This window comes from Tepidimonas ignava (assembly GCF_004342625.1).
GTDB lineage: Bacteria > Pseudomonadota > Gammaproteobacteria > Burkholderiales > Burkholderiaceae_C > Tepidimonas > Tepidimonas ignava.
In genome coordinates this window covers 30444-45391 of sequence record NZ_SMAH01000010.1, presented here as the reverse complement: position 1 = coordinate 45391, position 14948 = coordinate 30444, and the positions used below count along the sequence as shown (strand labels likewise).

Here is a 14948-nt window from a genome sequence, read left to right as displayed (position 1 = left end):
CCTTGCCAACGGTTAGGTCAATCGATCGCCTCACAAAGCGTCCACGCCGGTCTCACCGGTGCGGATGCGAATCACTTGCTCCAGCGGCAGCACGAAAATCTTGCCGTCGCCGATCTTGCCGGTGCGTGCAGCACCTTCGATGGCCTCGATGACCGCCTCGACGCGCTCATCGGGCACCGCCGCCTCGACCTTGACCTTGGGTAAAAAGTCGACCACGTACTCCGCGCCGCGGTACAGCTCGGTGTGGCCCTTTTGGCGCCCGAACCCTTTGACCTCGGTGACGGTGACGCCCTGCACCCCAATGGCCGCAAGCGCCTCGCGCACCTCGTCCAGCTTGAACGGTTTGATGATCGCGGTGACCAGTTTCATGGCTTTCCTTTCCTCGTTGGGTGGCTTGCCGCAGCCGCGGCGCATGCTCAGCGTAAGCACGAAGCGTGCCAACCGTGCCCTGCCCACGCTGTGGCATCATCGGTGCTCGGGCCTGACGGGGAGGATCGACAACGATGAGCTTGTGCGTGGTGCGCAGCCGCACGCTGTTGGGGCTGCAAGCGCTGCCGGTGCACGTCGAGGTGCACCTGGCCAACGGGCTGCCCAGCTTCACGCTGGTCGGCTTGGCCGACACCGAAGTCAAGGAAGCCCGCGAGCGCGTGCGCTCGGCCATCCAGACCAGCGGCCTGACGTGGCCTTCCAACCAGCGCATCACGGTCAACCTCGCGCCAGCCGACGTGCCCAAGGAGTCGGGGCGGCTGGACCTGCCCATTGCCCTGGGCATCCTCGCGGCCAGTGGCCAGCTCGACGCGGCGCGGCTGCACGGCTACGAGTTCGCGGGTGAGCTGTCGCTGACCGGTGCGCTGCGGGCGGTGCGCGGCGCGTTGCCGATGGCGCTGGCCGTACGCACCGACATGGTGCATGGCGCACCATCGCGCACCTTGGTGCTGCCTCCAGACAGCGCCGAAGAGGCCGCCTTGGTGCCCGGGCTGACCGTGGTGCGTGCGCGCCATTTGGCCGACGTTGTGCGGCACTTGGCGTTGGCCGCCGGCACCGGCGCGGCCGACGACACGGACGGCTGGTGCGTGTTGAGCGGTCAACCCAGCGCGCCCGACGCACCCTGCGGCCCGGACCTGGCCGACGTCAAAGGGCAAGCGGCGGCCCGCCGCGCGCTCGAAATCGCCGCCGCCGGCGGCCACAGCCTGCTGCTGATCGGACCGCCGGGCAGCGGCAAATCGATGCTGGCGCAGCGCCTGCCCGGGCTGCTGCCGCCCTTGGATGACGAAGCGGCGCTGGAAGCGGCCGCCCTGGCGTCGCTGCTGGGGCGGTTTCGGCCCGAACAGTGGCGTCAGCGCCCTTGGGCCAACCCACACCACACGGCCAGCGCGGCGGCGCTCGTGGGCGGCGGCTCGCCGCCACGGCCAGGCGAAATTTCGTTGGCGCACCACGGCGTGCTGTTTCTGGACGAGCTGCCCGAGTTCAGCCGTGCGGCGCTGGAGGCGTTGCGCGAACCGCTGGAAACCGGCAGCGTGCGCCTGTCACGCGCCCAGTGGCAGGTGGAATACCCGGCACGCTTTCAGTTGGTGGCGGCGATGAACCCGTGCCCGTGCGGCTACCTGGGTGCCCCCCACCCACGCTGCCGCTGCACCCCGGAGCAGGTGCAGCGCTACCGCGCGCGCCTCAGCGGCCCGCTGCTGGACCGCATCGACCTGCAGGTGGAAGTGCCCGCGCTGCCGCCCGACCAACTGCTGCAGGCAAGCCCCGGCGAGCCCAGTGCCACGGTGCGCCAGCGGGTGGCGCAAGCGCACCAGCGCGCCATGCAGCGGCAAGGCGCCGCCAACCACGCGCTGCAGGGCGAGGCGTTGCTGCGGCACGCGTGCCTGAGCGACGGCGCGCAACGGCTGCTGCAGCAAGCCGCCGTGCGCCTGGGCTGGTCCGGACGGGCCACCCACCGCACGCTGCGCGTGGCGCGCACCATCGCCGACCTGGCCGGCAGTGTGGCCATCGAACCACACCACGTGGCCGAAGCGTTGCAGTACCGCCCCGCGGCGGGCGCGTTGCCCGCATAATCGCGCAGCACACCGTTGCCGCGCCCGCCATGCAAGCCGCCACCGACGCCGTTCCTGCCGAAGCCGAACCCTCGCCGCCGGCGTTGCGCTGGCCCACCCCACCGTACATCGCGTACGCCAACCCTACGGGCAGCGGCGGTCCCGAGCCGTGTGAGATCGAAGGCATCAACGGCCAGGTGCGCAGCGCCGTGCTGGTGGCGCTGGAGCTGGACCGGCGCGTGGCGCAGATCCAGGTGCCGCCGTCGCGCGCGGTGATGCCGCTGCGCTTCGACATGTTTCGCCGGCTCACGTTGACCGCACCGCTGGCCCCCGTCGAAATCACCGACACCCAGCCCCCGGACAGCAGCTTCGAGGCCTTGGTGCGTCACCGCCCGCACCTGCCGTACCGCATCGTGCTCAGCGACGGCAGCACGCGCACCGGCCACACCATTGGGCACGTGGAATCGGACGCGGGCGTTTTTTTGTTCGAGCCGATCGACGAGCACGACCGTGTGCAGCGCATTTTTTGGCCCCGCGAAGCGTACCGCGAGCTGCAGGTGGGCGAGGCGATCGGGCGCGTGCTGGTCGAGCAGCAGGCCCTGACACCGGAGCAGGTGGAGCAAGCCGCGCGCGAGCAAGAGGCGCTTCGCAAGCGCAAGCTGGGCGACTACCTGGTGGTCAAGGAAATCGTCAAGCCCGAACAGCTGCTGCAGGCGCTCGAAGAACAGCAGCGCATGCCGCTGGTGCGCATCGGCGAAGCGCTCACGGCGCTGGGCTTCATCACCGAAGCACAACTGCAAGAGGCGCTGCAACGCCAGCAGCAGGAGCGCAACACCCCGCTGGGCGAGCTGTTGGTGCAAAGCGGGCTACTGACGCGCGAGCAGTTGCGCGTGGCGCTGGCGCGCAAGATGGGCTACCCGGTCGTGGACCTGGACAGTTTCCCCATCGACGCCGACGCCCTGCGCCGTGTGCCGTTGGCGATGGCGCGGCGGCTGCGCATCGTGCCGCTGCTGTGGCGCAACGGCACGCTCATCATCGCCGCCGAAGACCCCTCGCGCCGCGCCACGCTGGACGAGCTGGAGTTCACGCTGCAGTGCAAGGCCGTACCCACGCTGGCCAGCACGCCGCTGGACGCGCGCGCGGTGACCCAAGCCTACGCGCGCTTCGGGCTCGATGGCGGCGCCGAGCCCCAGCGGCCCGAGCCCGCGGGCGGCGCCGAGGCGCCCAACACCGAAGCGCTGCTGGCCTCGCTCGAAGAAAGCAGCGACGACGATGGCGAGGCGCTGGCGCCCGTCGAACAGTCGGACAACTCGCTGGTGCGGCTGATCAACTCGATCATCATCGAGGCCTACCACCAGGGCGCTTCCGACATCCACGTCGAAACCTTTCCTGGCAAGCGCAAGGTGCGCATCCGCCTGCGCAAAGATGGGCGGCTGCGGCCCTACATGGAGCTGCCGCACACCTACCGCGCGGCGCTGGTGGCGCGCCTGAAAATCATGTGCGACCTCGACATCTCCGAGCGTCGCAAGCCGCAGGACGGCAAGATCGACTTTGCCAAATACTCGCCGCAGCACCGCATCGAGCTGCGCGTGGCCACCATCCCAACCTACGGCGGCGCCGAAGACGTGGTGCTGCGCCTGCTGTCCAGTGCGCGTGCCATGCCGCTGCACGAGCTTGGGCTGCAGACGTCCATCCTCAGCCGGTTGGAGCAAGCCGTGCAACGCCCGCACGGCATGGTGTTGTGCGTGGGCCCCACCGGCAGCGGCAAAACCACCACGCTGCACGCGCTGCTGCAGCACATCGCCACGCCGGAGCGCAAGATCTGGACCGCCGAAGACCCGGTCGAAATCACCAACCCCGAGCTGCGCCAGGTGCAGGTCAACCCCAAAATCGGCTGGACGTTCAGCCAAGCGCTGCGGGCGTTTTTGCGCGCGGACCCCGACGTCATCATGGTGGGCGAAATCCGCGACACCGAAACCGCGCAAATGGCCATCGAGGCCAGCCTCACCGGGCACCTGGTGCTGTCCACGCTGCACACCAACAGCGCGCCCGAGACGGTCGTGCGTCTGCTGGACATGGGCATGGACCCGTTCAACTTCGCCGATTCGCTCACCGCCGTGCTGGCGCAGCGGCTGGTGCGGCGCGTGTGCCCACACTGCGCCCAGCGCCAGCCCCTGCAGGACGCGCAGCGCGACGAGCTCATCGAAGACTGGCGCCACCTGTTCCCCGAGGACTTGCGCCCCAGCCCCGAGGCGGTGCTGGCCGAGTGGTCGGCCAGCCTGCAGGGCGCCCAGCCGCTGTGGGTCACCCCCACCGGCTGCCCCCAGTGCGACCACACCGGGTACCGGGGACGGCTTGGGTTGCACGAACTGCTGATGGTCGACGCGCAGGTGCGCCGCCTGATCCAGACCCGCGCCCCGGCCGAAGCGCTGGCGCACGCAGCCACGCAGCACGGACACTTTCGCACGCTGCGGCAAGACGGCATCGTCAAGGCCCTGCAGGGCTTGACCACGGTCGATGAGATCCGCGCCAGCACGGCGCAGTAAGCCCCAACGGCGGACTACAGCAACGGCGCCAGCCAGCGCGCCAGTTCCTCCACCGGCATGCCGCGGCGGCGCGCCATATCCTCCAACTGATCGTGCCCGATGCGGCCGACGTTGAAGTACGTGGCCTGCGGATGCGCCAGGTAAAAGCCGCTGACGCTGGCCGCCGGGGTCATCGCCAGGCTTTCCGTCAGCCCCATGCCCACCTCGTGCGCCCCCAGCAACGCGAACAGGTCCGTCTTGACCGTGTGGTCCGGGCAGGCGGGGTAGCCCGGCGCGGGCCGGATACCCTGGTAGCGCTCGGCGATCAACGCCTCGTTGGTCAGCGCCTCGTGCGGGGCGTAGCCCCACAGTTCTTTGCGCACGCGTTCGTGCAGCCATTCGGCGGCGGCCTCGGCCAGGCGGTCGGCCAGCGCTTTGAGCATGATGGCGCCGTAGTCGTCCTGCGCCGCCTCCAGCGCGGCGGCGCGCTCGTCAGCCCCCACACCAGCGGTCACGGCAAACGCGCCGGCGTAGTCGGCCACCCCGCTGGCCAGCGGCGCCACGAAGTCGGCCAGGCAGCGGCTCGGGCGCATCACGCCGTCGATCACCTCTTTGGGCGTTTGCTGGCGCAGGTTGTACCAGGTCATCAGCGGCTGCGTGCGCGCTTCATTGGCGTACAGCACGATGTCGTCGCCCTCGCCGCTGGCCGGCCACAGCCCCACCACCGCATGCGCGCTGAGCCAGCGCCCGTCGATCAGCCGCCGCAGCATCGCCTGCGCGTCGTCGAACACCTTGCGCGCCTGCTCGCCCACCACCTCGTCCTGCAAAATGTCCGGGTAGCGGCCCGCCAGGTCCCAGGTCTGGAAAAACGGCGTCCAGTCGATGTAGCGCGCCAGTTCCTCCAGGTTCAGGTTGCGCAGCACGCGCCGCCCCAGCAGCGCCGGGCGCGGCGGCTGCCACGCCCCCCAGTCGATGGGGGTGCGGTTGGCGCGCGCCTTGGCCAGGGGCCACAGCGCCACGGGCTTTTTGGCCGCGTGTTGCTGGCGCACGCGCTCGTAGTCGGCCTGCACCTCGGCCACGAACGCGGCGCGCTGCTCGCCCAGCAGCGCCTGCGCCACCCCCACCGCGCGCGAGGCATCCGGCACGTACACCACCGGCCCGCGGTACTTGGGCGCGATCTTGACCGCGGTGTGCACGCGGCTGGTCGTCGCGCCCCCGATCAACAGCGGCACGCCGCGCTCGACGAACCAGGGGTCGCGGTCCATCTCGGCGGCCACGTGCTGCATCTCGTCCAGGCTGGGCGTGATCAACCCCGACAACCCCACCGCGTCGGCGCCCACTTCCTTGGCTTTGGCCAGGATGTCGTGGCACGGAACCATGACACCCATGTTGACGACGTTGAAATTGTTGCACTGCAGCACCACGCTGACGATGTTTTTGCCGATGTCGTGCACGTCGCCCTTGACGGTGGCGATGACGATCGTGCCCTTGGGCTTGACCTCAGCCCCGGCGGCCAGCATCTGGGCCTTTTCCGCCTCGATGTACGGCACCAGGTGGGCCACCGCCTGCTTCATCACGCGCGCGCTTTTGACCACCTGCGGCAAAAACATCTTGCCCGCGCCAAACAAGTCGCCCACCGTGTTCATGCCCGCCATCAACGGGCCTTCGATCACCTCCAGCGGCCGCCCGCCGCGCGCTTCGATGGCGCGCCAGCACGCTTCGGTGTCTTCGACGATGTGGTCGGTGATGCCATGCACCAGCGCGTGCTGCAGCCGCTGCTCCACCGGCAGCGCGCGCCACGCCAGGCGGGCGCTGTCGTCCTTGGCCGCGCCTTTGACGTGCTCGGCCAGCGCCAGCAAGCGCTCGGTGGCGTCCGGCCGGCGCGCCAGCACCACGTCTTCGACGCGTTCGCGCAGCTCGGGATCCAGCTCGTCGTAGACCCCGATTTGCCCGGCGTTGACGATGCCCATGTCCATGCCGGCGCGGATGGCGTGGTACAAAAACACCGTGTGGATGGCCGCGCGCACCGGCTCGTTGCCGCGGAAGCTGAAGCTGACGTTGCTCACCCCGCCCGAGACCTTGGCGCCGGGCAAGTTGGCCTTGATCCAGCGCGTGGCCTCGATAAAGTCCACCGCGTAGCGGTCGTGCTCCGGGATGCCGGTGGCGATCGCAAAGATGTTGGGGTCGAAGATAATGTCCTCGGGCGGAAAGCCCACCTCCTGCACCAGGATGCGGTAGGCGCGCGCGCAAATGTCGATGCGCCGCTGCAAGGTATCGGCCTGGCCCTGCTCGTCGAACGCCATCACCACGGTGGCGGCGCCGTAGCGCCGGATCAGCCGCGCCTGGCGCTTGAATTCGGCCTCCCCCTCCTTGAGGCTGATCGAATTGACCACGCCCTTGCCTTGCAGGCACTTCAGGCCCGCCTCGATCACTTCCCACTTGGACGAGTCGATCATCACCGGCACGCGCGCAATGTCGGGCTCGCTGGCGATGAGGTTGAGGAAGCGCACCATCGCGGCCTTGCTGTCGAGCATGGCCTCGTCCATGTTGACGTCGATGATCTGGGCACCGGCCTCCACCTGCTGGCGCGCCACGGCCAACGCATCCTCAAAGCGGCCCTCCAGGATCATGCGCGCAAACGCGCGCGAGCCGGTCACGTTGGTGCGCTCGCCAATGTTGACAAACAGACTGCCCGGCCCGATGACCAGTGGCTCCAGGCCAGCCAGGATCATCGGGGGCACCGCAGGGGACGAAGGGAATTCGGAAGACACCGCAGTCACGGCCGCACGTTGGTCAAAGCCCGCCATTGTAGGCGGGCGTCCACGGGCCGTGGACCCGCGGGGCCGGGCGCACGGCCGGCGCGCTACGCCACCAGCGCCGCCGACGCCGCGCTGGCACGCACGTAGGCCCACGCGCTGGCGCACATGTCGTGCACGTCGCGCGTGGCGCGCCAGCCCAGCACGCGCTGTGCCTTGGCCGGGTCGGCCCAGCACGCGGCCACATCCCCGGGCCGCCGCGCCGCGATGCGGTACGGCACACGCTGGCCACTGGCCTGCTCGAACGCGCGCACCATTTGCAGCACGCTGGTGCCCTGCCCGGTGCCGAGGTTGAACACCTCGCACGGCTGCGGGCTGCGCGCCAGGTGGTCCAGCGCCGCGCGATGACCTTCGGCCAGGTCCATCACGTGGATGTAGTCGCGCACGCCGGTGCCGTCGGGCGTGGGGTAGTCGTCACCCCAGACGTTGAGGTGGGGCAACCGCCCCGCCGCCACCCGCGCGATGTAGGGCATCAGGTTGTTGGGAATGCCGTTGGGGTCCTCGCCGATCAGGCCGCTGGGGTGCGCGCCCACCGGGTTGAAGTAGCGCAGGATGGCGATCCGCCACGAGGGGTCGCTGGCCGCCAGGTCCTGCAGCATGTGCTCGATGTGCAGCTTGGTGCGGCCGTACGGGTTGGTGGCCCCGGTGGGGTGATCTTCGTCCAACGGCAGGTACTGCGGCTGGCCATAGACGGTGGCGCTGCTGGAAAAGACGAGCTGGCGCACCCCCTCAGCCTGCATCGCCTGCAACAGGCTCACGGTGCCCGCCACGTTGTTGTGGTAGTACGTCAGCGGCTGCGCCACCGACTCGCCCACCGCTTTCAGCCCGGCGAAGTGCACCACTGCCTCGATGCGGTAATGCCGCAACACCATGCGCACGCGCACGGTGTCGAGCACATCCACCACTTCCAGCGGCGGGGTCTGGCCGATGAGGGCGCCGAGGCGCTGCGCCACACCGGCCTGGCTGTTGGCGAGGTTGTCCAGCAAAACGACCTGGTGCCCGGCCTCGGCCAACACGACGGCGGTGTGGCTGCCGATGTAGCCGGTCCCCCCGGTGAGCAAAATGTTCATACCTGCCTTCCCCTGCCGCGACCGCGCCATCACGGCTTGCTGCGGCTGTGTGTGTGACGTGCGTGCGTGCGGGTCATTATAGGAGGGGGTCGGCTTAACAGCCGACCGACCTCAGGTGGCCCGGCTGATCGTGATCGTGGGGAACTTACTTGAATAATCCTTGGCGCGCGCGGCCACCGCCAGCGCCACCTGGCGCGCCACCGCCTTGTACTGCGCGGCCAGCTCGCCGTCCGGGTCGGCCACGACGGTGGGGCGGCCGCTGTCGGCCTGCTCGCGGATGCTGCGGTTGAGCGGCAAGGCCCCCAGGTACGGCACCCCCAGCTCGGCGGCCATGCGCTTGCCACCCTCGGCGCCAAAAATATGTTCGGCGTGCCCACACTGCGGGCACACGTGCACGGCCATGTTTTCGACGATGCCCAAAATCGGCACGTTGACCTTTTGGAACATCGTGATGCCCTTGCGCGCGTCGAGCAGCGCAATGTCTTGCGGGGTCGTCACGATCACCGCGCCAGTGAGCGGCACGCGCTGGCTCAGCGTGAGCTGGATGTCGCCGGTGCCGGGTGGCATGTCCACGATCAGGTAGTCCAGGTCCTGCCAGTTCGTCTGGCGCAGCAGTTGCTCCAGCGCCTGCGTGGCCATGGGGCCGCGCCAGATCATGGCTTCGTGCTTGTCCACCAAAAAGCCGATCGACATGACCTGCACGCCGTAGTTGACCAGCGGCTCCATCGTCTGCCCATCCAGGCTTTCGGGACGCCCTTCGATGCCCATCATCATCGGCTGGCTGGGGCCGTAGATGTCGGCGTCGAGCAGGCCCACGCGGGCGCCTTCGGCCGCCAGCGCCAGCGCCAGGTTGACGGCCGTGGTGCTTTTGCCCACGCCCCCTTTGCCCGAGGCCACCGCCACCACGTTGCGCACCTGCGGCAACAACGCCACGCCGCGCTGCACCGCATGCGCCTGGATGCGGGTGGTGATTTGCACCGACACGTTGCCCACCCCCGGCACGCCACGCGCCGCCGCCACCAACTGGCGGCGCAGCGCGTCGTGCTGGCTGCGCGCCGGGTAGCCCAACTCGACCTCGAACGCCACTTCGTCGCCGTGGACCTGCAGGTTTTTCAGCGCCTTGGTGGTCACGAAGTCTTTGCCGGTGTTGGGATCGACCACAGCTTGCAGCGCCTGCAGCAGGGCCTGGGTGTCGATGCTCATGGATGCCTCGCTCCTCGCGTGGGTGATGGATGGTTGCGCAAGGGATAGTCTAGCCGCTGGCACCGCAGGTCCCCGGGGTGCACCCCGCGCATGCCCTCAGTACAATCCCGGGTTCTTTCCCTCGCCCCTTGCGTGCTGTCCATGAGCCACCGCCGCCTGTTCGTCACCACCGCGCTGCCCTACGCCAACGGCCACTTCCACATCGGCCACATCATGGAGTACATCCAGGCCGACGTATGGGTGCGCACGCAGCGCCTGCTGGGCCACGAGGTGCACTTCGTCGGTGCCGACGACGCGCACGGCGCCCCGATCATGATCGCCGCCGAAAAAGCCGGCAAAACGCCCCAGCAGTTCGTGGCCGACATCGCAGCCGGGCGCGCGCAGTACCTGGACGGCTTTCACATCCGCTTTGACAACTGGCACAGCACCGACGCGCCCGAAAACCACGCGTTGGCGCAATCGATTTACCTCGCCCTCAAAGCGGCCGGCCTGATCGAGCTGCGCACGATCGAGCAGTTTTACGACCCGGTCAAGGGGATGTTCTTGCCGGACCGCTACATCAAGGGCCAATGCCCGCGCTGTGGCGCGCCCGACCAGTACGGCGACGCCTGCGAAGCCTGCGGCGCGGTGTACAGCCCCACCGAACTGCGCAACCCGACCTCGACGCTGTCGGGCGCCACGCCCGAGCTGCGCCAATCGCAGCACCATTTCTTCAAACTATCCGACCCGCGTTGCGTGCAGTTTTTGGAGGAATGGACCAGCACCCCCGGGCGGCTGCAGCCCGAAGTGGTCAACAAAATTCGCGAGTGGTTCACCGTCGGCGACGACGGGCGCGTGGGCCTGAGCGATTGGGACATCTCACGCGACGCGCCGTACTTCGGCATCGAAATCCCCGACGCTCCGGGCAAATACTTCTACGTCTGGCTCGACGCCCCGATCGGCTACCTGGCCAGCCTGAAAAACCACTTCGACAAGGGCCAGGCCGCCGCGCATTGGCACCCGCCCTCGCGCACCACCCAGAGCTTCGAGGAGTTCATCGCCGACCCGGCGGTGGAGCAAATCCACTTCATTGGCAAGGACATCACCTACTTCCACACGCTGTTTTGGCCGGCGATGCTGCACTTTGCCGGCCGCAAAACGCCCACGCACGTGTTCGTGCACGGCTTCATCACGGTCAGCGGCGCCAAGATGTCCAAAAGCCGCGGCACCGGCATCGACCCGCTGCGCTACCTGAAGCTGGGCCTCAACCCCGAGTGGCTGCGCTACTACCTGGCCGCCAAACTCAACCCGCGCGTCGAAGACGTCGACTTCAACCCGGACGACTTCGTGGCGCGCGTCAACAGCGACCTGGTGGGCAAATACGTCAACATCGCCGCGCGCGCCGCCGGCTTCATCAGCAAGCGCTTTGGCGGGCGGCTGGGCGCCATCTCGCCCGACGGTGAAGCGCTGCTGGACACGCTGCAGTCGGCGCTGCCCGCCGTGGCCGAACTGTGGGCCGAGCGCGAGTACGGCAAGGCCGTGCGCGAGATCATGCAACTGGCCGACCGCGTCAACGCCTATGTGGACGCCAACAAACCGTGGGAGCTGGCCAAACAGCCCGAGCTGCAGGAGCGGCTGCACGACGTGTGCACGACCTGCATCGAGGCGTTTCGCGTGCTGACCGCGATGCTCAAGCCGGTGCTGCCCGCCACCGCCGAGCGGGTCGAAGCCTTTTTGCAATGCGCGCCGCTGGACTTTGCCAACGCCGGCCAACCGCTGGGCGCCGGGCACACGATCGCGCCGTACCAGCACCTGATGCAGCGCGTGGACGCGCAGGCGCTGCAGGCGCTGTTCGAACCGCCCGCGCCCCCCAACCCGCCCATGGCGCCAGCGTCCGGCGGCGACACGGCGGCGGCCGCGCCGGGCGGCGAGCCCATCGCCCCCACCATCACGATCGACGACTTTGCCAAGGTCGATCTGCGCATCGCGCGCATCGTGGCCTGCGAGCGTGTGGAGGGCTCCACCAAGCTGCTGCGGCTGACGCTGGACGTCGGCGAGGGGCGCACACGCAACGTCTTTTCCGGCATCGCCAGCGCCTACGCGCCCGAGCAGCTCGTCGGCAAGCTCACCGTGCTGGTGGCCAACCTCGCGCCGCGCAAGATGAAGTTTGGCCTCAGCGAGGGCATGGTGCTGGCCGCCAGCCACGCCGATGGCGCCGCCCACCCCGGGCTGTACATCCTGGAGCCCCACCCGGGCGCCGAGCCGGGCATGCGCGTGCGCTGACGGCGCGCGGGCGTATACTTGGGGCACCGTGACGACCGCGTGCCCCCAGCACCGCAACCAACCGCCGCGCGGACTGACCGCGCGGCGCCGGTTCATCACGCGGCTGCGTCATTGCGGACCTCCACGCGCGGGCCAACCCCGCACCGCCCGCCGTTGGTATTGCACGCAAGTGGAGGTTCCCCATGGCCCGCTGGGCACTGCATCCCTTTCACCCCCGCCTACTCGATGACCTGCGCACCTACAACCGCGCGCGCCTGCTGCGCGACCTGGGCGCCGGTGTAACCGTCGGCGTCGTTGCGCTGCCGCTGGCCATGGCGTTTGCCATCGCCAGCGGTTTGCCCCCCGAGGCCGGCCTGTGGACCGCCATCGTGGCCGGCCTGATCATCGCGCTGCTGGGCGGCACGTCGGTGCAAATCGGCGGTCCGGCGGGCGCCTTCATCGTCATCGTTTATGGCATCGTCGAGCGCCACGGTGTGGGGGGTCTGCTGGTCAGCACCCTGTGCGCGGGCGTGCTGTTGCTGGCCATGGGTGCGCTGCGCCTGGGCACCTTGGTGCGCTTCGTGCCGGTCAGCGTGGTGATCGGGTTCACCAACGGCATCGCGGTGTTGATCGCGCTGTCGCAGCTGCGCGATGCGCTGGGGCTGCAGGTGGCCAGGATGCCGGCCGATGTCGTCGGCATCGTGCGCACGGTGGCGGGCGCGCTGGACTCGATCAACCCGCACGCGGTGGCGCTGACCACGCTGTGCGTGGTCGGGCTGTGGGTGTGGCCGCGGCTGTGGGCGGTGGACTCGGCGTTTCGGCAGCGGCTGCAGCGGCTGGAAGGGGTTGGTGCGCTGCGGGCGACGTCGCGCCTGCCGGCCCCGGTGGTGGCGCTGGTGACGCTGTCGCTGCTGGCGTGGGCGCTGCAGTGGCCGGTGGAAACGATCGGCTCGCGCTTTGGGGGCATTCCCCAAAGCCTGCCGGCGCTGGCCTGGCCGGACGTGTCGTGGCCAACGGCGCGCCAGTTGGTCATGCCGACGCTGACCCTCGCGATGCTGGGCGCGATCGAGTCGCTGCTGTGCGCGCGCGTGGCCGACCAGCTGCACGGCGGCCGACCGCACGACCCCAACCAGGAACTGATGGCCCAGGGCATCGCGAACATCGCGGTGCCGTTGGTGGGGGGCATGCCCGCCACCGGCACCATCGCGCGCACCGTCACCAACATCCGCGGCGGCGCCACCAGCGGCGTGGCCGGCGCGGTGCACGCCCTGACGCTGGCGGCCATCGTGCTGCTGGCCGCGCCGCTGGCGCGCCACGTGCCGTTGGCGGTGCTGGCCGGCATCTTGCTGTTCGTCGCCTGGAACATGGGCGAGTGGCGCGAGTTCGTGCGGCTGCGCCAGTTCAGCACGCACTACCGCCTGATGCTGCTGTCGACCTTCGCCGTCACCGTGGTGTTCGACCTGACGGTGGCGGTGGAGCTGGGGCTGGTGCTGGCGGTGGTGCTGTTCGTGCGGCGGCAAAGCAGCCTGTTTCGCGTCACGCTCAACCGCGTCAGCCCCAGCCGCCTCGAGGCCCACCTGTACGGCTCGCTCTTTTTTGGTGCCGTCACCAAGCTGGACGCGCTGACCGACGCGGTGGAGCGGGCCGCCCACGGCGTGGACGTGCGGCTCGACGCCAGCGATCTGCAGTTGCTCGACACCACGGGGCTGGACGCGCTGGAAGGGGTGCAACAAGCCATCGCACGCCGCGGCGGCCGCTTGTCCATCGACGGCCTGCACGAGCAGCCGCTGTCGCTGATGCGCCGCAGCGGTTTTCTGGCTCGCCTGCACGCCTGGTCGGCTTGGCAGCGTCCGGCCCGCGCCGCCGACCCGACGCCGCACGCGGCCGCCCCAGCCGACGATCGTGCCGCGCCCCTAGAATGATGGCTGCACACCTCAACCCCTGTTCACGACCTGTGCCATGAACCTGCTCGGTTTGCCTGACTACGTCTCCGACGCCACCCAGTTTCTCAACGAGCTCAAGCGCGCCAAGCCGCAGTTGGAGGCCGAGCAACGCGCTGGCCGCGCGCTGCTGTGGGACCGTCCGCAAGACCGCGACTTTGCCCGCCAGGCCCAGGCGGCGCGGGTGCCGCAAAAGCCCTACGTGTACCAGACCGAACCGTCGTTGCGGTGAACGGCGGCGACGCCACCCTGCCCCCCACGCCCGATGAGGGTGCGACGGTCGCCACCGTCGACCAGGTGGCCTTGGCGCGCCTGTACGGCGAGCCCTTGTTCGCGCTGCCGCAGGACCTGTACATCCCCCCCGACGCGCTGGAGGTCTTTTTGGAGGCCTTCGAGGGGCCGCTGGACCTGCTGCTGTACCTGATCCGGCGACAAAACTTCAACATTCTCGACATCCCGATGGCCGAGGTCACGCGCCAGTACCTCGGCTACGTGGAGCAGATCCGCCAGCGCAACCTGGAGCTGGCCGCCGAATACCTGCTGATGGCGGCCATGCTGCTGGAGATCAAGTCGCGCCTGCTGCTGCCGCCGGCGCCGCGCCAGGACGGCGAGGACGAGCCTGAAGACCCACGCGCCGAACTGGTGCGCCGGCTGCTGGAATACGAGCGCATCAAACTCGCCGCGCAAGCGCTGGAAGCCTTGCCGCAACACGGACGCGACTTTTGGCGCGCGCATGTGCCGTGGGCGCCGTCGGCCGCCCCGAGCTGGCCCCAGGTCGAGGTTGACGAGCTGCGCGCGGCCTGGGCCGCGGTGGTGCGCCGCGCGCGCCTGGTGCAGCACCACACCATCCAGCGCGAAGCGCTGTCGGTGCGCGAAACGATGAGCCAACTGCTGCGCCGGTTGCAAGGCCAACGCTACGTGGCGTTCGACGCCCTGTTCGACCCCGCGCGCGGCGTGGCGGTGGCCGTGGTCACGTTCGTCGCGCTGCTGGAGCTGGGCAAAGAGGGGCTGGTGGAGCTGACCCAGGCCGAGCCCTACGCCCCCATCTACGTGTGCCTGACCTACACCCCCACCTGAGGCCACGGCCGGCGATGCTAGCATCGCAGCCTTGCCGACC

The 14948-nt window shown here is 69.3% G+C and carries 10 protein-coding genes; 6 read left to right on the top strand and 4 right to left on the bottom strand.

Translation table 11 applies throughout. The features are described from left to right. Positions 1 to 30: 30 nt before the first annotated feature. Positions 31 to 369 carry a P-II family nitrogen regulator gene (locus tag EDC36_RS08685; protein ID WP_132962867.1) on the bottom strand — a complete coding sequence of 113 codons (339 nt, stop codon included), beginning with the start codon at positions 367 to 369 and terminating at the stop codon, positions 31 to 33. A gap of 134 nt (positions 370 to 503) precedes the next feature. Between EDC36_RS08685 and EDC36_RS08680 the strand changes: the two genes are divergently transcribed. Then, complete coding sequence (locus EDC36_RS08680; RefSeq protein ID WP_132962866.1) at positions 504 to 2057, top strand: YifB family Mg chelatase-like AAA ATPase; 1554 nt, start codon at positions 504 to 506, stop codon at positions 2055 to 2057. A 29-nt stretch (positions 2058 to 2086) separates the two neighbouring features. Beyond that, positions 2087 to 4582 carry a GspE/PulE family protein gene (locus tag EDC36_RS08675; RefSeq protein WP_243646537.1) on the top strand — a complete coding sequence of 832 codons (2496 nt, stop codon included), beginning with the start codon at positions 2087 to 2089 and terminating at the stop codon, positions 4580 to 4582. Positions 4583 to 4596: 14 nt separating this feature from the next. On the opposite strand, the gene metH is transcribed toward EDC36_RS08675, so the two are convergent. The 3 genes from metH to apbC form a co-directional block, all read right to left on the bottom strand. Further along, on the bottom strand, positions 4597 to 7293 hold the full coding sequence (gene metH / locus EDC36_RS08670) for a methionine synthase (protein ID WP_132962928.1): 2697 nt from the start codon (positions 7291 to 7293) through the stop codon (positions 4597 to 4599). Between the two features lie 131 nt (positions 7294 to 7424). Then, complete coding sequence (gene galE, locus EDC36_RS08665) at positions 7425 to 8447, bottom strand: UDP-glucose 4-epimerase GalE (RefSeq protein WP_132962865.1); 1023 nt, start codon at positions 8445 to 8447, stop codon at positions 7425 to 7427. Positions 8448 to 8558: 111 nt separating this feature from the next. Further along, a complete protein-coding gene (gene apbC, locus EDC36_RS08660) occupies positions 8559 to 9650 on the bottom strand; it encodes an iron-sulfur cluster carrier protein ApbC (protein ID WP_132962864.1) in 1092 nt (363 codons plus the stop codon). 141 nt (positions 9651 to 9791) lie between these two features. Between apbC and metG the strand changes: the two genes are divergently transcribed. The 4 genes from metG (at position 9792) to EDC36_RS08640 (ending at position 14908) form a co-directional block, all read left to right on the top strand. After that, a complete protein-coding gene (gene metG, locus EDC36_RS08655) occupies positions 9792 to 11912 on the top strand; it encodes a methionine--tRNA ligase (protein WP_132962863.1) in 2121 nt (706 codons plus the stop codon). 182 nt (positions 11913 to 12094) lie between these two features. After that, entirely contained in the window at positions 12095 to 13813 is a 1719-nt protein-coding gene (locus EDC36_RS08650) for a SulP family inorganic anion transporter (RefSeq protein WP_132962862.1), read from the top strand. Positions 13814 to 13850: 37 nt separating this feature from the next. Continuing rightward, positions 13851 to 14063, top strand: a complete 213-nt coding sequence (locus tag EDC36_RS08645) for a DUF3460 family protein (protein ID WP_132962861.1) — start codon at positions 13851 to 13853, stop codon at positions 14061 to 14063. After that, entirely contained in the window at positions 14060 to 14908 is an 849-nt protein-coding gene (locus tag EDC36_RS08640) for a segregation and condensation protein A (protein WP_165902840.1), read from the top strand. The genes EDC36_RS08645 and EDC36_RS08640 overlap by 4 nt, the downstream gene beginning before the upstream one ends. Positions 14909 to 14948 lie beyond the last annotated feature (40 nt).

Coding starts and splice junctions, on each gene's coding strand:
- EDC36_RS08685 (WP_132962867.1), bottom strand. CDS start 369: ATGAAACTGGTCACCGCGATCATCAAACCGTTCAAGCTGGACGAGGTG.
- EDC36_RS08680 (WP_132962866.1), top strand. CDS start 504: ATGAGCTTGTGCGTGGTGCGCAGCCGCACGCTGTTGGGGCTGCAAGCG.
- EDC36_RS08675 (WP_243646537.1), top strand. CDS start 2,087: ATGCAAGCCGCCACCGACGCCGTTCCTGCCGAAGCCGAACCCTCGCCG.
- metH (WP_132962928.1), bottom strand. CDS start 7,293: ATGATCCTGGCTGGCCTGGAGCCACTGGTCATCGGGCCGGGCAGTCTG.
- galE (WP_132962865.1), bottom strand. CDS start 8,447: ATGAACATTTTGCTCACCGGGGGGACCGGCTACATCGGCAGCCACACC.
- apbC (WP_132962864.1), bottom strand. CDS start 9,650: ATGAGCATCGACACCCAGGCCCTGCTGCAGGCGCTGCAAGCTGTGGTC.
- metG (WP_132962863.1), top strand. CDS start 9,792: ATGAGCCACCGCCGCCTGTTCGTCACCACCGCGCTGCCCTACGCCAAC.
- EDC36_RS08650 (WP_132962862.1), top strand. CDS start 12,095: ATGGCCCGCTGGGCACTGCATCCCTTTCACCCCCGCCTACTCGATGAC.
- EDC36_RS08645 (WP_132962861.1), top strand. CDS start 13,851: ATGAACCTGCTCGGTTTGCCTGACTACGTCTCCGACGCCACCCAGTTT.